Origin of the sequence: Candidatus Poriferisocius sp., from assembly GCF_965219775.1 — a bacterium.
In the GTDB taxonomy this organism is placed as follows: domain Bacteria; phylum Actinomycetota; class Acidimicrobiia; order Acidimicrobiales; family Bin134; genus Poriferisocius.
Genome location: NZ_OZ244793.1, coordinates 1377219 through 1397769, shown reverse-complemented (window position 1 = coordinate 1397769; position 20551 = coordinate 1377219). Strand labels below are relative to the sequence as shown.

Sequence of the window (20551 nt, the reverse complement as noted above, 5' to 3'; positions counted from 1 at the left end):
CACCAGCCCTGACGCGCGACGTCAGGGCCAGAGTTGGTCGGCGGTCAGAGCCTGGTGGAAGTGGTCGAGGGGCCAGACGTGAATGCCGTCCTCGGTGGTGAACTTTCGAGAGCCGTTGTTGACGAGGACTCGTCGGCACAGTCCGGGTAATCCGTCGAGGGCTCGCAAACCCCCACCACCCACGCTCCGGGCTCAACCTCCCTGAGAAGATTCCCGAACAGCCCCGGATCGGCCAGCAGGTCCGTGAAGAGGGCCTCGTCCAACAGATCAAACCGAGTCGCGTCGGGCAGTGCCATCTTCACCGAGGTGCTCTTGCCGACGCCCCGCACGCCAAACAGAAAGAAGCTGTGTTCCGGGGCGGGCAGGAGCCGTGTGTACATCACCCCATTAAAGAAAGCCGAAATCTGTTGTCGAGCTATACATTTTTCGGCTCGCTTGCCCAGAGGCAGCCCCAGCGTTGTTCCGGAGATCTGGCGGGTTAGGCCGCCACCGGGGTGGGGCGGGTGCGGCGGACGGCGGCCACTGCCTCGCGGCAGGCGAGCACGATGAAGAACTGCAGCACGCTGAACCCGGCCATGGTGGCCCCCCCGGCGGTGCCGTAATGGAAGCTCACCAGCAGCCCGCCCACCACCGAGATGGCGCCGAGCAGCATCGACACCAGCATGATGGCGGGTATCCGGCTCACCAGCAGCGACGCGGTGGCCGGCGGTCCGACCAGCAGACCGAACACCAGCAGGGTGCCGATGGCCTGAAAGCTGGCCACGATGCTGAGCGCCAACAGGGCCAGCAGGGCGGATTGGGCCAGGCGGGGATGCATGCCGAGGGTCTGCGCTTTGTCCCGGTTGAAAGTGAGGGCCAGGAACGGTCGGTACAACACCACTGAGAACACGATGACGATGGCGGTGGCAATCAACTGGCTGCGGATGTCGCCCGCGGTGACCCCGAGGACATCACCGAAGAGCAGGGCGGTGACCTCGGTGGCAAACGACCGAGCCTTGGAAACGATGACGATTCCCAGCGACAGCATGCCCACGAACAGCAGACCGACGGCGGTGTCGTCCCGGACGATGGTGCGATTGGACACCACGCTCACGAGCCCGCTCATCACCAGGGCGGCAATGAAGGCCCCGATGATGGGGTTGAACCCCCACAGCACCGCCAACGCGATGCCCGGGATGACCCCATGGGCCAGCGCGTCCCCCAGAAAGGCCAATCCTCGCAGTACCACCCAGGTGCCCACGATGGATGTGGCCACCACGGCAATCAGACTGCCGATGAGGGCTCGCTGCATGAAGGCCGGTTCGAACGCGTCGAGGACAACCTCCATGGGTGAGAAGGTACCTCAGCCAGTCAGGGCGTCGACGATGCGTTGGGCGTTGGTGCGGGCCATGTCGATGTAGGTGGCTCCTTCGGAGTCAGCGTCACCGAGCGACTCCGAGAACAAGGCGACGACCTGAATGTCGCCCACCTCGGCGGCCAGCGTCTGAGCCAGTTGGTCGGACGAGGAGATGTCGGCGAAGATCGCAGGCACGCCCTCGTGCTCGATCACCTCGGCGAGTTCGGCCAGTTCCCGGGCGCTGGTGCCGTCGAGGGTGGAGCCGCCGGGAATGATGGTGCCGACCACCTCGAAGTCGTAGCGCTCGGCGAAATAGCCGAAGACCTCGTGGTTGGTCACCAGCACGCGACGCTCGTCGGGGATTGCTGCCAGCAGGTCGGCGATCTCGGCGTCAAGGGCCACGAGTTCGTCGATGTAGTCCTGGGCGTTGGCGCGTAGGGCATCGCCGTCGACCCCGTCCACGTTGGTGGCCAAGAACTCGACGATGGCTTCGGCGGCGTGGGCCATGCGCGCCGTGTCGGTGAAGAAGTGCGGGTCGACGCCCTCGTGATCATGGCCGTGGTCGTCTTCGTCTGCGTGGTCGTCGTGGTCGTCATCATCTGCGTGGTCGTCGTCGGCATGGTCGTCTTCGTCGGCGTGGTCGTCGTGGTCTTCGTCGGCATGGTCTTCGTCGGCGTGGTCTTCGTCGGCGTGGTCTTCGTCGTCGTGGTCGTGGTCGTCTTCGTCGGCGTGGTCTTCGTGGTCTTCGTCGGCGTGGTCGTCGTGGTCGTCGTCGTCGTCGTGGTCTTCGGCGTGGTCTTCGTCGGCGTGGTCGTCGTGGCCGCCCTCGCCGAATTCGATGGGCTCGACGGCGCTGATGGCCTCCAGGACGGGCACACCGTCTTCTTCGGCGGCCTCAATCACGTCGATCAGGCCTTCTTCGAAGGCGGCGCCGTTGACGATGAGCACGTCGGCCTGACCGATCGCCGCCACCTGCTGGGCCGACGCCTGGAAGTCGTGGGGGTCGGAGCCCACCGGCATGATGGTCACCACGTCGAAGGCATCGCCCACGAGGTTTTCGACGACATCGCCGAGGATGTTGGTGGTCACCACCACGGTGGGTCGCTCCGTGGTGGTCTCCACGGGGGCGGCCGTCTCGGCCGGGGCGACGGTGTCGGTTTGGGCGACAGGCTCGGCGTCGTCGCCGCAACCTGCAGCCACCAACGCGACGGCCCCGATGACAGCAACCAGCGAACGGCGGAAGAACCTCATGTGCAACACTCCAGAGTGAGAACCACTATCAGTTGGCGACCACGGTAGAGCCCGAGCACGAGGACGACAACTCAATTCGAGAATCGGTTCCGTTCTCACAACGATCTACGCTGGGGCCGATGACCACGGTGATCACCACTCGGGGGCTCGAGGTCCGCTTCGGGGACACGGTGGCGTTGTCGGGGGTCGATCTCCACGTATCGGCAGGCTCTTCGGTGGCGGTCATCGGGCCCAACGGATCGGGCAAGTCCACCTTGCTGGGCGCGCTGGCGGGGACACTGGTGCCCAGCGCCGGCGAGGCCGCGGTCTCCGGAGCGGGGTCGGCGTTGGTGCTGCAGTCCACCGATGTCGACCGCAGCCTCCCGATCACGGTGCGCGACACGGTCAGCATGGCCCGCTATTCGAGCCTCGGCCTCTTTCGGCCGTTCGGGGTCGCAGACCGGCATGCGGTGAACGAGGCCCTCAGCAAGCTGGCGGTTGATGATCTCGCCGGCCGCCAGTTCCACGAGCTGTCGGGCGGGCAGCGACAGCGAGTCGTGGTGGCCCAAGGACTGGCCCAGGACACCGATGTGTTGCTGCTCGACGAACCGGTCACCGGGCTCGACGTGGTGTCCCGAGCGATCATCTTCGACGTGATCGATGAGGAGATCAGCAGGGGCCGAACGGTGGTGATGACCACGCACGACCTTGACGACGCCCGCCGGTGCGATCAGGTGCTGTTGCTGGACACCTCCCCGGTTGCCGTCGGGCCGCCCGAAGCGGTGTTGACCGAACAGTACCTGCGCCGGGCCTTCGGCGGCCGGTTCATCCGCATCGGCGACGAGTTGCTGCTCGACGACCCCCACCACCACCAACATTGAGGGCCACCCGAAGCGGAGCACCTGCCTGACGCCCGCCTCGCCTGGGACATTCCCAGTGGTTCTCAATTGAGGTAGTCTGGGGTGGTGACCTCAGCCGAGATCGACGCCAAGGTGGACGAGGAAGTCGCCGAGCGGCTCCGCCAAGCCGACCAGCGTTACACCAGCGGTCGCCGACGCCTTGTCTCCGTGCTGCAGAGGGCGGAGGGCCCCGTCACCATCACCCAGATCCTGGCTGCGGACCGCTCCTTGGCCCAGTCCAGCGTCTACCGCAACCTCGCCATCCTCGAACAAGTTGGCGTGGTGACCTGCATCGTGACCCGCGACGACTTCTCTCGCTACGAGCTGGCCGAGCACCTCACCGAGCACCACCACCACCTCATCTGCTCAAGCTGCGGCGACGTGGCCGATTTCTCCCTCGACAATTGGGCCGAGGCCAGCCTGGACCGAGCCCTCCACCAGGCGGCCGGCCGGTTCGGCTTCGCCATCGACACCCACCGCCTCGACCTGCTCGGCACCTGCGCGGCCTGCCCCAACTGAGTCGACCTCGACTGATTCGAGAGTAAGACTCATTCTTGTATAGGGTGGGGCCTTCGCATGCCCGACCGATACTCCCTCCCGCACCCCCGAATCGGGGATGAGCCGTGACCGGACCGGTTCCACCCGCCGTCCAACTGCGGGGCGTTGACGCCCGGCACGGCCGCACGCTGGCCCTGCAGGACGTGAGCCTGTCGATCGAAGCCGGGAGCGTCACCGCGGTGATCGGGCCCAACGGATCGGGCAAGTCCACCCTGTTCGGCCTGATCAGCGGCCGCCTCCGCCCATCGGCGGGAACCGTAGCCACCCGGGGGGCCGTGGCCGACGTGTTGCAGGCCACCGCGGTCGACTCGCAACTGCGGCTCACCGTGGACGACGTGGTGAGAATGGGCCGCTACCCCAGCCGGGGGCTACTCCGCCCGATGCGACGGGCCGACCTCGATGCCTGCGAGGAGGCCCTCGGTCGGGTCGATCTCCTGGACCATCGCCGACGCCCCATCAATCAGCTCTCCGGCGGTCAACGTCAGCGGGCCTTCGTCGCCCAGGGGATCGCCCAACAAGCGCCGGTTTTGCTTCTCGACGAGCCGGCCACCGGGCTGGACGCCCGGTCTCACCAGCTCATCCTCCAGGTCATTCGAGAAGAGGCCGATGCGGGCCGGGCCGTGCTGTTCTCCACCCACCATTTGGCCGACGCCCATTGCGCCGACACGGTGATCGCCCTGGCCTGTCGCTGTGTTTGCTGCGCCCCACCGGCCACCGCCATGGACGACCCTGCGGTGACGTCGCTGTTCGCCCCCCAACCCCTCCGACCACCTCAGTCCGAACCGGTGGCCATGGCCCGCTGACACCGGCTCCGTCGGCATCCGGCCCGCCACCGGCGCGGCGATCACCGGCGCGGTGGGGTGGGGCGAGCGGGGGCTGATCGGCAAGACTGGGGGGATGGGGCTGGATGCTCGATTGCTGGAGATTCTGGCGTGTCCCGACGACAAGGGGCCGCTGCTCTACTTTGCCGACGAGGACGCCCTCTACAACCCCCGACTGCGCCGCTGCTATCGGGTGGAGGACGACATCCCCAACATGATCATCGACGAGGCCGAGACCGTGGACGACGATGAGCACGAGCGGCTGATGGGCAAAGCCGAGGCCGAGTCCATCGCCTACACGTTCAACCCGTGAGCTCTCAGCCCGTGGGTCTCCGATCCGCGAGTGGCCGGGGGCACCTGTCGGGGTCGGGGCAGCGCCGGTTATGAGCGAACGGGTGGACACCCTGGGCATGGGACCGGCCATGAACCGGCTGCCCGAGCAGATCCTCGACGCCCTGGACGGGGCCAAGGACGTGGACGGGTTGCCCCACCGCTCGGAGATCTCCAACGTGCTGGTGTTGGGCATGGGGCCGGGCGGCTTCGCCGGCGATCTGCTGGCGGTGACCGCAGGGCCGTTCATGCCGGTGCCCATCGTGGTGGTCAAGAGCTATCAGCCCCCCTCCTACGTGGACGAGCAGACCCTGGTGTTCGCCCTGTCGGCCAGCGGCGACACCCCCGAGATCGTGCAGGCCGCCGCTCAGGCCGCCGAAGCGGGCGGACGGGTGGTGGCGGTGGCCGGCGGTGGCCGGCTGGCCCGAATGGCCGGGGAGTGGGGCACGCCGCTGGTGGAGGTGGATCTCATGCTGTATCCCCCTCGGGCCGGGCTGAGCGTGCTCACGGTGGCCCCCATGATCATCCTCGAACAGATGGGCCTGTTTCCCGGCGCCACCCAGTGGGTGCGCCATTCGGTGGACCAAATCCGCCGCCGACGCGACACGGTGCGCTCCTCGGCCAGTGCCCTGGCCCGCCGCCTCGCCGGTTCGGTGCCCCTGATCTACGGCGGCGGGGGCCTGGGGTCGGTGGCCGCCCGGCACTGGAAGAACATGATCAACACCTGTGCCAAGGCCCCGGCGTTCAGCGCGGGGGTGCCCGACCTGTTGCACAACGAGATCGCCGGGTGGGGCCAGCACGGCGACGTGACCCGACAGGTGTTCAGCTTGGTGGTGCTGCGCCACGAGCACGAGCATCCCGAGGTGATGCGGGGCTTCGAGTTGGTGGTCGACATGATGGAAGAAGTGGTGCGCTCGGTGCACACGGTGGAGGCCAACGGGGAGGGACCGGTGGCCCAGTTGTTCGACCTCATGTACCAGGGGACGGTCACCGCCATGGAGTTGGCCGCCGGGGTGGGCCTCGATCCCGGCCCGGTCCCGGCCATCGACTCCGCCCGACGGGTGCTGCAGGGCCGCACCTGATGGCGCCGGCGAAGCGCCGGGCACGGTGAGCAGCCCCGCCCACGGAATCGAACACGTACCGAAGCAAGCAAGGGAGAATGGCCGTGGCCGTTGACCACAACTCTGGCGACAACCAGGACGATCAGCACGACGACGATCAGGACCACGACATGGACTACCACGACATGGACTACAAGGTGGCCGACGTGACCCTGGCCGAAGCCGGGCGCAACGAGATCCGCCTGGCCGAACACGAGATGCCCGGTCTGATGGCGCTGCGGGCCCAGCACTACGACGACCAGCCCCTGGCCGGGGCCCGTATCACGGGCTCGTTGCACATGACCGTGCAGACCGCGGTGCTCATCGAAACCCTCACCGCCCTGGGCGCCCAGGTGCGGTGGGCGTCGTGCAACATCTTCTCCACCCAGGATCCGGCTGCCGCCGCGGTGGCCGTCGGTCCCAACGGCACCCCCGAGCGCCCCGACGGGGTTCCGGTGTTCGCCTGGAAGGGCGAGACCCTGGAGGAATACTGGTGGTGTACCGAGCGGGTGCTGTGCTGGCCCGACGGCGGCGGCCCGAACCTCATCCTGGACGACGGCGGTGACGCCACCCTGCTGGTCCACATGGGGGCCGACGCCGAGGCGACCGGCAACGCAGGCGACCCCGACGAGGCCGACTCCGAGGACCTGGCCGAGATCCGCCGCCTACTGGGCCGCACGCTGGCCGACAGCCCCGGGATGTGGACGGCCATTGCCGACGGGGTGCGGGGCGTGTCGGAGGAGACCACCACCGGCGTCCACCGGCTCTACCGGATGAAGGCCGACAACACCCTGCGTTTCCCGGCCATCGACGTGAACAACTCGGTGACCAAGTCGAAGTTCGACAACCTCTACGGCTGTCGCCACTCCCTGATCGACGGCATCAACCGGGGGACCGACATGATGATCGGCGGCAAGCTGGCCGTGGTGTGCGGCTACGGCGACGTGGGCAAGGGCTGCGCCCAGTCCCTGCGGGGCCAGGGGGCCCGGGTGGTGATCACCGAGGTGGACCCCATCTGCGCGCTTCAGGCGGCCATGGAGGGCTTCGAGGTGAAGCGGCTGGAGGACGTGCTGGGGTCGGCCGATCTGTTCATCACCGCCACCGGCTGTCGCGACGTGATCAGCGCCGAGCACCTGGGGCGGATGAAGCACCAGGCGGTGGTGGGCAACATCGGCCACTTCGACAACGAGGTGGACATCGCCGGGCTGAACGCCCTGTCGGACGTGCGCCGCATCACCATCAAGCCCCAGGTGGACGAGTACGTGTTTCCCGACGGCCACTCGGTGATCATCCTGTCGGAGGGGCGGCTGCTGAATCTGGGCAACGCCACCGGCCATCCCAGCTTCGTGATGTCGTGCAGCTTCACCAACCAGGTGCTGGCCCAGATGGAGTTGCACGCCAACGCCGAGGCCTACGGCACCGACGTGGTGACCCTGCCCAAGGAGCTCGACGAGATGGTGGCCCGCCTGCACCTGGATGCCCTCGGGGTGCGGCTGTCCACGCTGACCCCCGACCAGGCCGACTACCTGGGGGTGTCGACCACCGGGCCGTTCAAAGCCGACCACTACCGGTACTGAGGTCGGCTTGGTCGTGGCGTCGTCGCCGGCGGCGACCCCACGAGGCGGCCCGACTGGTCAAGGCCACCCGGAACTGTCACCGCCGGTGCCTAGAGTGCCGCCATGTTGTTGATGCGGGTGTGCGCAGGATGCGGCGGGCCGGGGTCGTCCCCGTGCGCGGCGTGCGTGGCCGGGTTGCGGCCGGTGGGGGAGATGGCCCCGCCGGTGCCCCTGTCGGGGCTGTGGGCGGCTTTTGCCTACCGAGGGCCGGGGCGAGAGTTGCTGGCTCGGCTGAAGTACCGCAACCAGCGGGCGGCCATCGGGTGGCTGGCGGCGGCCATGCACCTGGTGTTGCCCCCGGAACCGGCGGCGGACGCGGTGACGTGGGCGCCCACGTCTGGTCAACGGCGGCGCCGTCGGGGCTTCGATCAGGCCGAACTGCTGGCCCGGGCCCTGGGCCGCCAGTCCGGCCTGCCCGTGGTCCGTTTGCTCAAGCGGGTGGACGCCGCGGGCCAGACGGGGCGGAGCCGCAGCCAGCGGTTCAGCACCCCGGTGTTCGCGGCGTGCGGCCCGCCCCCCGCCTCGGTGCTGGTGGTGGACGACGTGATCACCACCGGGGCCACCCTGGTGGCGGCGGCCGACACCCTGGTACGGGCCGGGGCCCGGCGGGTGGACGCCGTGGTGGCCGGGGCCACGCCGCTGCCCTTCACCCGATCACCGTGTGGGGTGGCTACGATGAGCAACCACAACCAGACCCCCGCCGAAAGGGAGCCGCCATGGACGTGACCATCAGCAGCAGCGGTATGGAGGTGTCGCCGCGATTGGGGGAGTCCACCCGACAGAAGGTGGGCAAGCTCAACCGCTACCTGTCGGGCATCGATCACGCCACCGTTCGGTTCAGCGAGGAGAAGAATCCCCGCATCGCCGATCCCGACATCTGCGAGGTCACCCTGGAGGGTCACGGCCACCACATTCGCAGCCGGGTCAACGGCCCCACCCCGCTGGCCGCCCTCGACCGGGCCATCCACAAGCTGGAACGCCAGCTCCGCCGCACCAAAACCCGCAGGGTGGATCGCCAACAGCACACCCGGGAGCGCCGAGCCAGCTAACTGCCCTCCGGGGGGCACGGGCGCCTTTCACGGTGCCCGTTCTGCGACCCACCACGGGATCCCGCCCGTGGGCGCATTCCGGTTGCCCCTGTTCGTCCCCGCTGACCGGTAGACCAGAGGGGCAGGGGTAGAGTGGAGGCCACATGAGCGTGTTCAACAAGATCCTGAACACCGGCGAGGGCAAGAAGCTCAAGGCACTGCAAGAGCTGGTGCCCGACATCAACGCGCTGGAACCCGAGACCAAGGCGTTGTCCGACGACGGGCTGCGGGCCCGCACCGGGGAGTTCCGCCAACGCCTGGACAACGGCGAGGACCTCCACGACCTGCTCATCGAGGCCTTTGCCGTGGTGCGGGAGGCGGCCTGGCGGGTGATCGGGCAGCGCCACTACGACGTGCAACTCATGGGGGGCGCGGCCCTGCACTTCGGCTGGGTGGCCGAGATGCGCACCGGGGAGGGCAAGACCCTGGTCTCCACCCTGCCGGTGTACCTGAACGGCCTGGGTGGCCAGGGCGTCCACGTGGTGACGGTCAACGACTACCTTGCCGCGCGCGACGCCGACTGGATGGGGGCCATCCACCGCTGGCTGGGCCTCAGCGTCGGTTTGGTGGTGCCCGGCGAGCGGGGCTCGGACTTCAAGCGGGAGCAGTACGGCTGCGACATCACCTACGGCACCAACAACGAGATGGGCTTCGACTACCTGCGCGACAACATGGCCATGTCGGCCGACCGCCGGGTGCAGCGGGGCCACAACTTCTGCATTGTGGACGAGATCGACTCGATCCTCATCGACGAGGCCCGGACCCCGCTGATCATCAGCGGGCGCCTGGCCGACGCCGCCAAGATGTACTACAAGTTCGCCAGCGTGGTGCGGGGCCTGCGCCGCGACGTCCACTACGACGTGGACGAGGAGAAGCGCATCGTGGCCCCCACCGAGGACGGGGTCCACGCCGTGGAGCGGGCCCTCGGGGTGGAGAACCTGTACGACTCGGTCAGCGCCAACCTGGTCCACCAGCTCCAGGCCGCCCTGCGGGCCAAGGAGCTGTACCACCGCGACAAGGACTACATCGTGCAGCGCGGCGAGGTGAAGATCGTCGACGAGTTCACCGGGAGAGTCCTGGACGGCCGTCGCTGGTCGGAAGGGCTGCACCAGGCGGTGGAGGCCAAGGAGGGGGTGAAGATCAAAGAGGAGAACCAGACCCTGGCCACCATCACCCTGCAGAACTACTTCCGGCTCTACGACAAGCTGGCGGGCATGACCGGCACCGCGGTGAGCGAGGCCAACGAGCTGTTCGGCACCTACGGCCTGCACGTGGTGCCCATTCCCACCAATCTGCCGGTGGTGCGCGCCGACCAGGGCGACCTCATCTACAAGAGCGAGGCGGGCAAGTTCGACGCCCTGGTGGAAGACCTGGTGGAACGTTTCGAGCGGGGCCAGCCGGTGCTGGTGGGCACGGTGTCGGTGGAGAGTTCCGAGAAACTGTCGGAGGTGCTGAACAAGCGGGGCATCCACCACGAGGTGCTCAACGCCAAGCAGCACTTCCGGGAGGCCGAGATCGTGGCCCAGGCCGGTCGGCTGCACGCCATCACGGTGGCCACCAACATGGCCGGACGCGGGGTGGACATCGTGCTGGGGGGCAACCCCGAGGCCATGGCCCGCAAGGAGGCCGCCGCCGAGGGGCTCGACCCGGCCGGTGAACAGGGCCAGGCCCGGGCCGCCGACCTGCTGGAGAAGTACGAGGCCGAGTGCCGGGCGGAGGGCGAGAAGGTACGAGCCCTGGGAGGGCTGTACGTGTTGGGCACCGAGCGCCACGACAGCCGCCGCATCGACAACCAGCTCCGAGGCCGCTCCGGTCGCCAGGGCGACCCCGGCGAGAGCCGGTTCTACCTGTCGCTGGAGGACGACCTCATGAGGATCTTCGCCTCTGGGGCCATGAACTGGGTGATGGACAAGGCCCTGCCCGAGGACGTGCCCATCGAGGCCAAGATGGTGACCAAGGCCATCGAACGGGCCCAGGGCACGGTGGAGCAGAAGAACGCCGAGGCCCGCAAGAACGTGCTCAAGTACGACGAGGTGCTCAACGAGCAGCGCAAGGTGATCTACAAGCGCCGGGAGCAGATCCTGTCGGGGGGCGACCTGCGCACCGAGGCCATCGAGCACCTGGGCGAGGCGGTCGACGCGGTGATCGGCAGCCACTGCGCCTCCGACGATCCCACCGACTGGGACCTGGAGCAGCTCGAAACCGAGATCCGGGTGCTGTGGCCCTCCCAACTGTCGGCCGACCAGCTCGCCGACGCCGGTTCCACCGACGAGCTCTACGAGCGGCTGGTGGGCGAGGCGGTGGCCCGCTACGAACAGCGGGAGGAGCAGGTGGGCGCCGAGGCCATGCGGGAGGTGGAGCGCCAGATCATGCTGCGGATCATCGACCAGCGCTGGCGCGAGCACCTCTACGAGATGGACTACCTCAAGGAGGGCATCAACCTGCGGGCCCTCGGCCAAAAGGACCCGCTGACCGAGTGGCAGCGGGAGGGCTTCGAGATGTTCGGCCAGATGATGGCCGGGGTGGCCCGGGACTTCGTCACCTACATCATGCACGTGGAGATCAACGTGGAGGCCCCCGGAACCGCCGACGAGGCCGGCACCAGCAACGTCACCGAGTCGGGCCCCGCCGATCCGTCCACCCAGCCGCCGTTGGCCCGGGCCGGGGCCCAGGCGGCCCTGGCCGGCATGCGGGCCGCGCCCGCGGTGGTGGAGGAGTCGGCCCCCAGGTCGAAGGTGCCGGTGGTGCGGTCCGAGTTCGAGAAGACCCCCCGCAACGCCCCCTGTCCGTGCGGATCCGGCCGCAAGTTCAAGCAGTGCTGCGGGCGCTGACTGCTCAGTTCCGGGAATCCTCGTGCCCGACGTCACCGGCGAACTGTCCCTGCTGCGGTCCAAACTGCAAGAGGCCCGCCGCTACCTGCACATCGACGACCTGATCGACCGCCGTCCCCGCCTGGAGAACGCCGCCGCCGCCCCCGGCCTGTGGGACGACCCCGACCGGGCCCGCAAGGTCACCCGGGAGCTGGCCGAGCTGATGGAGGACCTGGAGCTGTTCGCCGGTCTGGAGGCCACCCTGGAGGACGCCGAAACCCTGCACCAGTTGGCCGCCGAGGAGAACGACGAGTCGTTGCTCCCGGAGATAACCCAGATGCTGGCGTCGTTGGCGGCCAAGGTGGACGACCTGGAGCTGCGGTCGCTGTTGGGAGGCGAGCACGACGATTCCGACGCGGTGTGCGAGCTGCACAGCGGGGCGGGGGGCACCGACGCCCAGGACTGGGCGGAGATGCTGTTGGGCATGTACCAGGGGTGGGCCGAGCGCCGGGGCTTCGACTTCAAGGTGGACTCGGTGTCGGAGGGCCAGGGGGCGGGCATCTCCTCGGCCGATTTCACCATCTCCGGGCGCAACGCCTACGGGCTGTTGCAGTCGGAGCGGGGCGTCCACCGTCTGGTGCGCATCTCGCCGTTCGACTCCGACGCCCGTCGCCACACCGCCTTCGCCCAGTTCAAGGTGGTGCCCTACTTCGACGAGGTCTCCGACGAGGTGGACATCGAGGACAAGGATCTGCGGATCGACACGTTCCGGTCGTCGGGCGCGGGCGGGCAGCACGTGAACGTGACCGACTCGGCGGTGCGCATCACCCACCTGCCCACCGGCATCGTGGTGTCCTGCCAGAACGAGCGCAGCCAGCACCAGAACAAGGACCGGGCCATGCAGATCCTGGCCGCCCGTCTGGCCGACCGGAAGCGGGCCGAGCGGGAGGCCGAGATAGCCGGGTTGGCGGGCGACTACATGAAGGCGGAGTGGGGCAGCCAGATCCGGTCCTACGTGCTGCACCCCTACCAGCAGGTCAAGGACGACCGCACCGGGGTGAGCATCGGCAACGTGGACGGGGTGCTGGCGGGCGACATCGACGAGCTGATCGAGGCCTACCTGCAGTGGAGGCGGATGTCGTGACCCCGGCGGGGTTCTTGGCGCTGGGTGAGCGTTCGGCACCGGCGGCGGGTGGTAGCGTGGTTCGAGTTTTTCGGGCCGCCGGTCGGGGTTCCGGGACCGTTCGGCAGTTCGGGGTTCACATCGCATGATCAGACTGGAAAACGTCACCAAGGTGTACAAGGGCGAGGTGCTGGCCCTGCAGAACGCCTCCTGTGAAGTGCAGCGGGGGGAGTTCGTCTTCCTGGTGGGTCCGTCGGGCTCGGGCAAGTCCACGTTCATGCGCCTCCTCAACAAAGAGGAGATGCCCGACCGGGGCCGGGTGTTCGTGGCCGGGCGCGACATCGGCGAGCTGCCGAGCTGGAAGGTGCCGTTTCTGCGCCGCAACATCGGCTGCGTCTTCCAGGACTTCAAGCTCCTGCCCAACAAGACGGTGCTGCAGAACGTGGCCTTCGCCCTGGAGGTGATCGGCCGCCCCCGCAGCGTGATCAAGTCGAAGGTGCCCGCCATCTTGGAGCTGGTGGGCCTGTCCAAGAAGATGCACAACTTTCCCGACGAGCTGTCGGGGGGCGAGCAGCAGCGGGTGTCCATCGCCCGGGCGTTCGTGAACCGGCCCCTGATCCTTCTGGCCGACGAGCCCACCGGCAACCTCGATCCCAACACGTCGCTCGGCATCATGACCCTGTTGGACCGCATCAATCGCACCGGCACCACCGTGGTGATGGCCACCCACGACCGCAGCATCGTGGACAAGATGCGCCGCCGGGTGGTGGAACTCGACCGGGGCCAGATCGTTCGGGATCAGTCCCGCGGCGTGTACCAGTAGCCCATGGGCCTGAGCCGACACCGCCCCCGCAGCCGATGACCATGGGCCGATTCTCCTTCGGGGGCCGATCAGCGGGCCGGCGCCGATGAGTCTCAAGCTGGACTACGTGCTGCGGGAGACGGTGGGGAACTTCCGGCGCAACGTGACCCTCACGTTGGCCACGGTGATCACGGTGACCATTTCGCTCACCCTGTTGGGGGCGGCCCTGTTGTTCGGCGACGCGGTGGACAACGCCACCGTGCGCTGGAAGGACGGGGTGGAGTTCATCGTCTTCATGGACCCCGAGATCAGCCCCCAACTGGAGGCCGACCTGCGCCGCCAGCTCGAGGAGTCCCCCGAGGTCAGCGGATTCGCCTACATCGACAAGGACGAGGCCTACGCCGAGGTGCAGGACCTGCTGGGGGATTCCCCCGAGCTTGTGGAGGTGATCACCCCCGAGCGGCTGCCGGCCTCGTTCCGGGTCAAGCCCACCGACACGCTGCCCGAACGGGTGGACGAGCTGGCCTCGGTGTTCCGGGCCCAGCCGGGGGTGGCCCGAGTGGTGACCGCCAGCGAGACCATCCGGGCCATCGAGGATTTGTCCAGCGGCCTGCGCCAGCGGGTGATCATCATCGCCATCGTGTTGTTGGTGACCGCCGCGGTGCTGATCCTGAACACCATCCGGATGGCCCTGTTCTCCCGCCGCCGCGACATCGAGGTGATGAAGCTGGTGGGGGCCACCAACTGGTTCATACGGGTGCCGTTCATGTTCGAGGGGCTCATACAGGGACTGATCGGCGGGGTGATCGCCATCCCGCTGATCTGGCTGACCAACAATTTCCTCAGCGTGATCAACGACGACGTCTCCCTGGAGCTGTTGCGGGGCTTCACCGTGGATCCCTCCCGGGTGTGGGCGTTGGGCTTCCAGATGGTCGGCCTCGGGGCGTTGGTGGGCACGGTGGGCTCGGGCATCGCCGTCACCCGGTTCCTGGACACCTGAGCGTCCGGGCCGCCCCGGACCGAACGACCGGCCCGACCGGCGAGCCGTAGTAGATTCGATCCACGGTCGGTACGACCAAGGGCCGCGGCTGTGGTGGCCGGTGGCCGGGGGAAAGGAGCAGGACATGGGCCAGCAGGTTCAAGCCGTCGTGGCCAAGGCCAAGGGCGAGGCCGTGGGCATCGAGACGATCGAGGTCCCCGATCCCGGACCGGGAGAGGCCCTGGTGGCCGTGCAGGCGTGTGGCGTTTGCCACACCGACTTGCACTACCGGGAGGGGGCCATCAACGACGAGTTCCCATTCCTGCTCGGCCACGAGGCCGCCGGGGTGGTGGAGTCGGTGGGCGAGGGCGTGACCAACGTGGCCCCCGGCGACTTCGTGATCCTCAACTGGCGGGCGGTGTGCGGCCAGTGCCGGTCGTGTCTGCGGGGACGCCCCTGGTACTGCTTCGCCACCCACAACGCCACCCAGAAGATGACCCTGGACGGCCAGGAGCTGTCGCCCGCGCTGGGAATCGGCGCCTTCGCCGAGAAGACCCTGGTGGCCGCCGGACAGGCCACCAAGGTGAACCCCGAGGCGGCCCCCGAGGTGGCCGGGTTGATCGGCTGCGGTGTGATGGCCGGGCTGGGGGCCGCCATGAACACCGGCGGCGTGGGCCGGGGCGACTCGGTGGCCGTGTTCGGCTGCGGGGGCGTGGGCGACGCCGCCATCGAGGGCTCCCGGCTGGCCGGGGCCCACACCATCATCGCGGTGGACATCGACGACACCAAGCTGCAGTGGGCCACCGAGTTCGGCGCCACCCACACGATCAACTCCACCCGGGATGATCCGGTGGAGCGGATCCGGGAGCTGACCGGGGGCCACGGGGTGGACGTGGCCATCGAGGCCATCGGCCTGCCCCAGACCTACGAGCAGGCCTTCTACGCCCGGGACCTGGCGGGCACGGTGGTGCTGGTGGGGGTGCCCAACCCCGAGATGCGCATCGAGCTGCCCATGATCGAGGTGTTCGGCCGGGGCGGGATGCTGAAGTCGTCGTGGTACGGCGACTGCCTGCCGTCGCGGGACTTCCCCATGCTGATCGACCTCTACCTGCAGGGTCGGCTGAATCTGGAGCGGTTCGTGTCGGAGACGATTCCCCTGGAGGGCGTGGAAGAGGCTTTCCACGCCATGGAGCGGGGGGAGGTGCTCCGCTCGGTGGTGATGATCTGAGGCTGCCGGCTGCGTCGGAAGCACCACCGCGGATTGCCAACACCGAACACCGGCCCCGGAGGCGGTTGCTTCCGGTCTGGTCCGGTGGCTACCCTGTGGTGTTGCGGGTGGGGAAGATGGGGCCTGTGAGGCTGGAGCACACCCTCGGGTTTGCTCCTCACGGAGGCCCCCGACATGCCCGAACTGAACCTGACCACGCTGGTCACCTCGATCATCATCCTCTTGCTGCTGGCGTTGCCGTTTCTGGTCGCCCGGATCGTCGGCGGACGGCGACCGGCGGCCGCCACCGGTGGGGAGGCCGGTCCGGGGCCGGGCTTCACCTATGCCCTGGTCCCTCCCGGCGGCCATCCCGATCTGGCCCAGGGCCAGGAGCGGGGATCGTGGCAGTGGTGCTTGGCCTTCATCCCCGAACAGACGGCCGACGGTGGTACCGAGATGCCCCCCTGGTGGGCCCCGGCGCCGCCCTGGGATGCAGTCGCCGGCCGTGGCGGGGAGTTCACCGGTGACGCCGATGCCCTCCAGGCCGTCTTCGAGGAGACCATAAGCCTGCCGAAGGCCAAGCCCTCTTAGTGGTGGGTGGCCGTCCCTGCATGAGTACATGAGCGATGGCCAAGGGTGCCGGGGTTTCCGAGAGTCGGCAGCGGGACCGGCGTCTGGCCATGGTTCGCCGCCAAGTGGAATCCCGGGGCATCAGCGACCGGCGGGTGCTGGCGGCCATGCGGTCGGTGCCCCGTCACCGGTTCGTGTCCGTTCGACACGCCGACCAGGCCTACGAGGATCACCCGCTGCCCATCGCCGCCGACCAGACCATCTCCCAGCCCTACATCGTGGCCCTCATGGCCGACGCCGCGGCGATCCATCCCGACCATCGGGTGCTGGAGGTGGGCACCGGCTCGGGCTACGGGGCCGCGGTGCTGGCCCACCTGGGCGCCTCGGTGATCACCGTGGAACGGCACCGGGTGTTGGCCGACCGGGCGGCGCAGGTGCTGGACGACCTGGGGTACCACAACGTGACGGTGGTGACCGGCGACGGCTCGCAGGGCCACCCGCCGGGGGCACCCTACGACGCGGTGGTGGTGACCGCGGCGGCCGACGGGATTCCCCCGGCCCTGGTCGACCAGTTGGCCGACGGGGGTCGGTTGGTGATCCCCGTGGGCTCCACCGCCGGGGCCCAGGAACTCACCCTGGTGCACCGTCGGGGCGACGCCACCACCACCAGGCCGCTCGGCCCCGTTCGCTTCGTGCCCCTGGTCGAGGATTCCTGACCGGAATGCCCCGGCCGGCTGGATAGGGTTGACCGGTGCTGCGATTGGCGGAGGACGTCCATGCCGAGGTCGTGGCCCACGCGCTGGCGGGGCTGCCCAACGAGGCGTGCGGGCTGCTGGCCGGCCCCGTCTGTGACGACCGGGTGACCCGGTTCTTCCCGGTGCGCAACGCGGCCGAGTCCAGCCAGATCTACCGGCTGGACGACGCCGAGTTCCTCCAGGTGGAGCGCACCGCCGACGCCGAGAATCTGGCCCTGGTGGCGGTGATGCACTCCCACACCCACACCAGCGCCTACCCGTCGCCCACCGACGTGCGCGACGCCACCGCCTTCGACCCGTTCGGGGCCCTGCAGTACGTGATCGTGTCGTTGAAGGATCCCGAGCCCGCGCTGCGCTGCTACCGCATTCTCGACGGGGTCATAACCGAAGTGGCGGTGACCGTCGAGGGGTAGGATTTCGTCCGTGGGGACGCACGAATCGGTGATCGATCTCATTGGGAACACCCCGATGGTCGACGTCTCCACCCTGTCGCCCAACCCGTCGGTGGCCGTCCACGTGAAGCTGGAGGGGGTGAATCCCGCCGGTTCGGTCAAGGACCGGGTGGCCCGTCAGATGATCCTGGAGGCCGAGGCCGACGGCACCCTGGTGCCGGGGCGCACCATCATCGAACCGTCGTCGGGCAACACCGGGATCGCGCTGGCCATGATCGCCCGGCTGCGGGGGTATCCCCTCAAGATCGTGATGCCCGAGAACGTGTCGGCCGAGCGCCGCCAGCTCTTGGAGGTGTTCGGGGCCGAGATCATCTGGTCGCCGGGCGCCGAGGGCTCGAACGGGGCGGTCCGCCTGGCCCAGGAACTGGCCGACGACAACCCGGAGTGGGCCTTTCTGTACCAGTACGGCAACGAGGCCAACCCCCGGGCCCACTACACCACCACCGGTCCGGAGATTTACGCCGACTGCCCGCAGATCACCCACTTCGTGTCGGGGCTGGGCACCAGTGGCACCCTCATGGGGGTGGGGGCCTACCTCAAGGAGCGCAATCCCGCGGTGCAGGTGCTGGCGGTGGAGCCCCCCGCCGGGGAGTTGGTGGACGGCCTGCGCAGTCTCGACGACGGCTACATCCCCCCGATCTACGAGAAGTGGGGGGGAGACCAGCTCCTGGACGGCAAGCGCATCGTGCGGCCCCGAGAGTCGATCGAGTGGACCCGGCGGCTGGCCGCGGAGGTGGGCATCTTTGCCGGAATCTCCACGGGGGCGGCCCTGGCCGGGGCGGCTCGGGTGGCCGACCGGGTGGACGAGGGCACGGTGGTGGTGGTGTCGGCCGACGGTGGTTGGAAGTACCTGTCCACCGGGGCGTGGACCGACCCGATCGATCAGGTGGTCGGCCGGGCCGAGTCCATCATCTACTTCTGAAACATCTGTGAGAAAAATCCCATTACTACGGGAATTCTGCATCTTGATGTGCTATAAGCGCTCGGCCCTGCTAGAGTTAGGGTTCCCAAACCACACCACCTAGCTGGAGCACTGCTCCAGCCGAACGGCCTCGACTCAACCCGCCAGAGTCGGGGCCGTTCCTCTTGCCGGCGAATTGTGCAGTCGAATTGCCGCCAACCTTCCCCCTGTGAGTCAATCCCTGTCAGCCCAGCGATGAGGAGCCAATCATGAGAAGCGACGGCCGGTCGGCCGGGGAGTTGCGGCCCATCGGTTTCGAGCGCGACTTCACCGAGATGGCCGACGGCTCGGTGCTGGTGTCGTTCGGTCGCACCCGGGTGCTGTGTACCGCCTCGGTCGATCCCGAGGTGCCTCGGTGGATGCGGGGCCGGGGAACCGGCTGGGTGACCGCCGAGTACTCCATGTTGCCGGGATCGTCACCCGAGCGGGTGAACCGGGAGGCGGCTCGGGGCCGGCAATCCGGTCGGACCCAGGAAATTCAGCGGCTCATCGGGCGGTCGTTGCGGGCGGTGACCGATGCCGCCAAGCTGGGGGAACGCCAGGTGATCTGCGACTGCGACGTGCTGCAGGCCGACGGCGGCACCCGAACGGCGGCCATCAGCGGGGCCTACGTGGCCCTGCACGACGCCTTGACCCGGCTGGTGCTGGCCGAGGAGATCGAGGCCCACCCCATCCTGGAGGCGTGCGCCGCCGTGTCGGTGGGGATGGTCGACGGGGTGCCGTCGCTGGATTTGCCCTACGAGGAAGACGTGGCCGCCGCGGTGGACATGAACGTGGTGATGACCGAGTCGGGCCGCTTCGTGGAGGTGCAGGGTACCGCCGAGGGTCAGTCGTTCGACCGCAAGGAGCTGGACGAGCTGTTGGACCTGGCCGCCTCGGGCATCGGGCAGATCATCGCCCGGCAGAATCGGCTGTTGTCCGACCCACCCGCCGCCCGTTGAGGCCGAGTTGAGTTCAGGCCGGGTGCAGTTGGTGGCGGCGACCGCCAACCCCCACAAGCTGGCCGAGATCGAGGTCATTCTGGCTGGAGCCGGTCTGGCTGAGGCCGGCCTGGCCACCAGGATTCAGCTACTGCCCCGGCCCGGTGATCTGGGCGATATTGTCGAGGACGGGGACACCCTGGAGGCCAACGCCCGCCTCAAGGCGGCTGCGGTGTGTCGCCACACGGGCATGGCGGCGGTGGCCGACGACACCGGCCTGGAGGTGGCCGCTCTGGGGGGCGCGCCGGGCGTGCGGTCGGCCCGCTACGCCGGAGAGCACGCTGCTGATGCTGGCGATGACGCGGCCAACCGAGCCAAGCTGCTGGCCGAACTGGAGGGGGTCACCGACCGGTCGGCCCGCTTTCGGACGGTGGCCATGGTGGTGTTCCCCGAGGGTTCCGGCCGTGCCGATGGTGCCGAGCTGGTGGCCGAAGGGATCGTCACCGGCACCATTGCCCGGGAGGCTCGGGGCCATGATGGCTTTGGCTACGACCCGCTGTTCGTTCCCGACGAGGGCGACGGTCGCACCTTTGCGGAGATGTCGCTGGAGGAGAAGAACGCCATCTCTCATCGGGGCCGGGCATTTCGGGCCTTGGCCGCCAAACTGCTTGAGTAGCCTGTTGATCAGCGGGGCCCGGTGGCCGGCTCCCCAGCCGGCCACAATCGGAGACACATCACACGACCACGCGCCAGTGGCGGAATTCGGCAGACGCGCAGGGTTTAGGTCCCTGTGGGCGCAAGCCCGTGTGGGTTCAAATCCCACCTGGCGCACAAAAGACTCGTAGGCGTCCAGCAAAAGGGTCTCGTCGTGACCACGGTTCCAGTATGCTGGTGTCAGACCTTGATGCGTACGTGTCGGTCACCGTCTGAACGGGAGGAGCCGCCTTCGGGCCGCTCCTCCCTTTACCTTTCAGTGGCCGGGGGGGCGTGGGGG

22 protein-coding genes and 1 tRNA gene are annotated in these 20551 nt (G+C 68.4%); 20 read left to right on the top strand and 3 right to left on the bottom strand.

Annotation, left to right across the window (positions count from 1 at the left end; translation table 11 throughout):
• Positions 1–44 precede the first annotated feature (44 nt).
• The 3 genes from ACOQPQ_RS06355 to ACOQPQ_RS06345 all read right to left on the bottom strand — a co-directional run bounded on the left by ACOQPQ_RS06355 (position 45) and on the right by ACOQPQ_RS06345 (position 2587).
• On the bottom strand, positions 45–380 hold the full coding sequence (locus ACOQPQ_RS06355) for a hypothetical protein (protein ID WP_420638602.1): 336 nt from the start codon (positions 378–380) through the stop codon (positions 45–47).
• A 98-nt stretch (positions 381–478) separates the two neighbouring features.
• A complete protein-coding gene (gene aztB, locus ACOQPQ_RS06350; protein ID WP_420638601.1) occupies positions 479–1327 on the bottom strand; it encodes a zinc ABC transporter permease AztB in 849 nt (282 codons plus the stop codon).
• A gap of 15 nt (positions 1328–1342) precedes the next feature.
• Positions 1343–2587 (bottom strand): metal ABC transporter solute-binding protein, Zn/Mn family, encoded by a 1245-nt coding sequence (locus ACOQPQ_RS06345; RefSeq protein WP_420638600.1) that lies wholly within the window; start codon positions 2585–2587, stop codon positions 1343–1345.
• A 119-nt stretch (positions 2588–2706) separates the two neighbouring features.
• On the opposite strand from ACOQPQ_RS06345, the gene ACOQPQ_RS06340 reads away from it, so the two are divergent.
• The 20 genes from ACOQPQ_RS06340 (at position 2707) to ACOQPQ_RS06245 (ending at position 20388) form a co-directional block, all read left to right on the top strand.
• Positions 2707–3447 carry a metal ABC transporter ATP-binding protein gene (locus ACOQPQ_RS06340; RefSeq protein WP_420638599.1) on the top strand — a complete coding sequence of 247 codons (741 nt, stop codon included), beginning with the start codon at positions 2707–2709 and terminating at the stop codon, positions 3445–3447.
• 84 nt (positions 3448–3531) lie between these two features.
• Positions 3532–3984 (top strand): Fur family transcriptional regulator, encoded by a 453-nt coding sequence (locus ACOQPQ_RS06335; RefSeq protein ID WP_420638598.1) that lies wholly within the window; start codon positions 3532–3534, stop codon positions 3982–3984.
• A 104-nt stretch (positions 3985–4088) separates the two neighbouring features.
• Complete coding sequence (locus tag ACOQPQ_RS06330) at positions 4089–4826, top strand: metal ABC transporter ATP-binding protein (protein ID WP_420638597.1); 738 nt, start codon at positions 4089–4091, stop codon at positions 4824–4826.
• A gap of 94 nt (positions 4827–4920) precedes the next feature.
• The gene (locus ACOQPQ_RS06325; RefSeq protein WP_420638596.1) at positions 4921–5157 is read left to right on the top strand and encodes a Trm112 family protein; all 237 of its coding nucleotides are present in this window, start codon (positions 4921–4923) and stop codon (positions 5155–5157) included.
• 70 nt (positions 5158–5227) lie between these two features.
• Positions 5228–6256 (top strand): SIS domain-containing protein, encoded by a 1029-nt coding sequence (locus ACOQPQ_RS06320; RefSeq protein WP_420638595.1) that lies wholly within the window; start codon positions 5228–5230, stop codon positions 6254–6256.
• A gap of 164 nt (positions 6257–6420) precedes the next feature.
• Positions 6421–7851: an adenosylhomocysteinase gene (gene ahcY / locus ACOQPQ_RS06315; protein ID WP_420640365.1), complete on the top strand. Its 1431-nt coding sequence runs from the start codon at positions 6421–6423 to the stop codon at positions 7849–7851.
• 102 nt (positions 7852–7953) lie between these two features.
• Positions 7954–8616: a ComF family protein gene (locus ACOQPQ_RS06310; RefSeq protein ID WP_420638594.1), complete on the top strand. Its 663-nt coding sequence runs from the start codon at positions 7954–7956 to the stop codon at positions 8614–8616.
• On the top strand, positions 8607–8939 hold the full coding sequence (hpf, locus tag ACOQPQ_RS06305; RefSeq protein ID WP_420638593.1) for a ribosome hibernation-promoting factor, HPF/YfiA family: 333 nt from the start codon (positions 8607–8609) through the stop codon (positions 8937–8939). Before ACOQPQ_RS06310 ends, hpf begins: the two co-directional genes overlap by 10 nt.
• A gap of 143 nt (positions 8940–9082) precedes the next feature.
• Positions 9083–11809, top strand: coding sequence for a preprotein translocase subunit SecA (secA, locus tag ACOQPQ_RS06300; RefSeq protein ID WP_420638592.1), 2727 nt, complete (start codon positions 9083–9085; stop codon positions 11807–11809).
• 22 nt (positions 11810–11831) lie between these two features.
• The gene (gene prfB, locus ACOQPQ_RS06295) at positions 11832–12932 is read left to right on the top strand and encodes a peptide chain release factor 2 (RefSeq protein WP_420638591.1); all 1101 of its coding nucleotides are present in this window, start codon (positions 11832–11834) and stop codon (positions 12930–12932) included.
• 124 nt (positions 12933–13056) lie between these two features.
• Positions 13057–13734 carry a cell division ATP-binding protein FtsE gene (gene ftsE, locus ACOQPQ_RS06290; RefSeq protein ID WP_420638590.1) on the top strand — a complete coding sequence of 226 codons (678 nt, stop codon included), beginning with the start codon at positions 13057–13059 and terminating at the stop codon, positions 13732–13734.
• 85 nt (positions 13735–13819) lie between these two features.
• Positions 13820–14713 (top strand): cell division protein FtsX, encoded by an 894-nt coding sequence (locus ACOQPQ_RS06285; RefSeq protein ID WP_420638589.1) that lies wholly within the window; start codon positions 13820–13822, stop codon positions 14711–14713.
• A gap of 124 nt (positions 14714–14837) precedes the next feature.
• A complete protein-coding gene (locus tag ACOQPQ_RS06280; protein WP_420638588.1) occupies positions 14838–15920 on the top strand; it encodes an S-(hydroxymethyl)mycothiol dehydrogenase in 1083 nt (360 codons plus the stop codon).
• 174 nt (positions 15921–16094) lie between these two features.
• Entirely contained in the window at positions 16095–16490 is a 396-nt protein-coding gene (locus tag ACOQPQ_RS06275) for a hypothetical protein (protein WP_420638587.1), read from the top strand.
• 35 nt (positions 16491–16525) lie between these two features.
• Positions 16526–17185, top strand: a complete 660-nt coding sequence (locus ACOQPQ_RS06270) for a protein-L-isoaspartate(D-aspartate) O-methyltransferase (RefSeq protein ID WP_420638586.1) — start codon at positions 16526–16528, stop codon at positions 17183–17185.
• Between the two features lie 35 nt (positions 17186–17220).
• Complete coding sequence (locus ACOQPQ_RS06265; RefSeq protein ID WP_420638585.1) at positions 17221–17637, top strand: Mov34/MPN/PAD-1 family protein; 417 nt, start codon at positions 17221–17223, stop codon at positions 17635–17637.
• Positions 17638–17647: 10 nt separating this feature from the next.
• A complete protein-coding gene (locus ACOQPQ_RS06260) occupies positions 17648–18598 on the top strand; it encodes a PLP-dependent cysteine synthase family protein (protein WP_420638584.1) in 951 nt (316 codons plus the stop codon).
• A 248-nt stretch (positions 18599–18846) separates the two neighbouring features.
• Positions 18847–19578, top strand: coding sequence for a ribonuclease PH (rph, locus tag ACOQPQ_RS06255; RefSeq protein ID WP_420638583.1), 732 nt, complete (start codon positions 18847–18849; stop codon positions 19576–19578).
• 22 nt (positions 19579–19600) lie between these two features.
• The gene (rdgB, locus tag ACOQPQ_RS06250; RefSeq protein ID WP_420638582.1) at positions 19601–20233 is read left to right on the top strand and encodes an RdgB/HAM1 family non-canonical purine NTP pyrophosphatase; all 633 of its coding nucleotides are present in this window, start codon (positions 19601–19603) and stop codon (positions 20231–20233) included.
• Between the two features lie 70 nt (positions 20234–20303).
• Positions 20304–20388, top strand: a tRNA-Leu gene (locus ACOQPQ_RS06245).
• Positions 20389–20551 lie beyond the last annotated feature (163 nt).

Bases quoted from the DNA above. Each gene is read 5' to 3' on its own strand.
- ACOQPQ_RS06275 (WP_420638587.1), top strand. From the start codon at position 16,095: ATGCCCGAACTGAACCTGACCACGCTGGTCACCTCGATCATCATCCTC.
- ahcY (WP_420640365.1), top strand. From the start codon at position 6,421: ATGGACTACAAGGTGGCCGACGTGACCCTGGCCGAAGCCGGGCGCAAC.
- ftsE (WP_420638590.1), top strand. From the start codon at position 13,057: ATGATCAGACTGGAAAACGTCACCAAGGTGTACAAGGGCGAGGTGCTG.
- ACOQPQ_RS06325 (WP_420638596.1), top strand. From the start codon at position 4,921: ATGGGGCTGGATGCTCGATTGCTGGAGATTCTGGCGTGTCCCGACGAC.
- ACOQPQ_RS06270 (WP_420638586.1), top strand. From the start codon at position 16,526: ATGGCCAAGGGTGCCGGGGTTTCCGAGAGTCGGCAGCGGGACCGGCGT.
- ACOQPQ_RS06355 (WP_420638602.1), bottom strand. From the start codon at position 380: ATGTACACACGGCTCCTGCCCGCCCCGGAACACAGCTTCTTTCTGTTT.
- ACOQPQ_RS06345 (WP_420638600.1), bottom strand. From the start codon at position 2,587: ATGAGGTTCTTCCGCCGTTCGCTGGTTGCTGTCATCGGGGCCGTCGCG.
- ACOQPQ_RS06310 (WP_420638594.1), top strand. From the start codon at position 7,954: ATGTTGTTGATGCGGGTGTGCGCAGGATGCGGCGGGCCGGGGTCGTCC.
- ACOQPQ_RS06285 (WP_420638589.1), top strand. From the start codon at position 13,820: ATGAGTCTCAAGCTGGACTACGTGCTGCGGGAGACGGTGGGGAACTTC.
- rph (WP_420638583.1), top strand. From the start codon at position 18,847: ATGAGAAGCGACGGCCGGTCGGCCGGGGAGTTGCGGCCCATCGGTTTC.
- ACOQPQ_RS06320 (WP_420638595.1), top strand. From the start codon at position 5,228: ATGAGCGAACGGGTGGACACCCTGGGCATGGGACCGGCCATGAACCGG.
- ACOQPQ_RS06280 (WP_420638588.1), top strand. From the start codon at position 14,838: ATGGGCCAGCAGGTTCAAGCCGTCGTGGCCAAGGCCAAGGGCGAGGCC.
- aztB (WP_420638601.1), bottom strand. From the start codon at position 1,327: ATGGAGGTTGTCCTCGACGCGTTCGAACCGGCCTTCATGCAGCGAGCC.
- secA (WP_420638592.1), top strand. From the start codon at position 9,083: ATGAGCGTGTTCAACAAGATCCTGAACACCGGCGAGGGCAAGAAGCTC.
- hpf (WP_420638593.1), top strand. From the start codon at position 8,607: ATGGACGTGACCATCAGCAGCAGCGGTATGGAGGTGTCGCCGCGATTG.
- ACOQPQ_RS06340 (WP_420638599.1), top strand. From the start codon at position 2,707: ATGACCACGGTGATCACCACTCGGGGGCTCGAGGTCCGCTTCGGGGAC.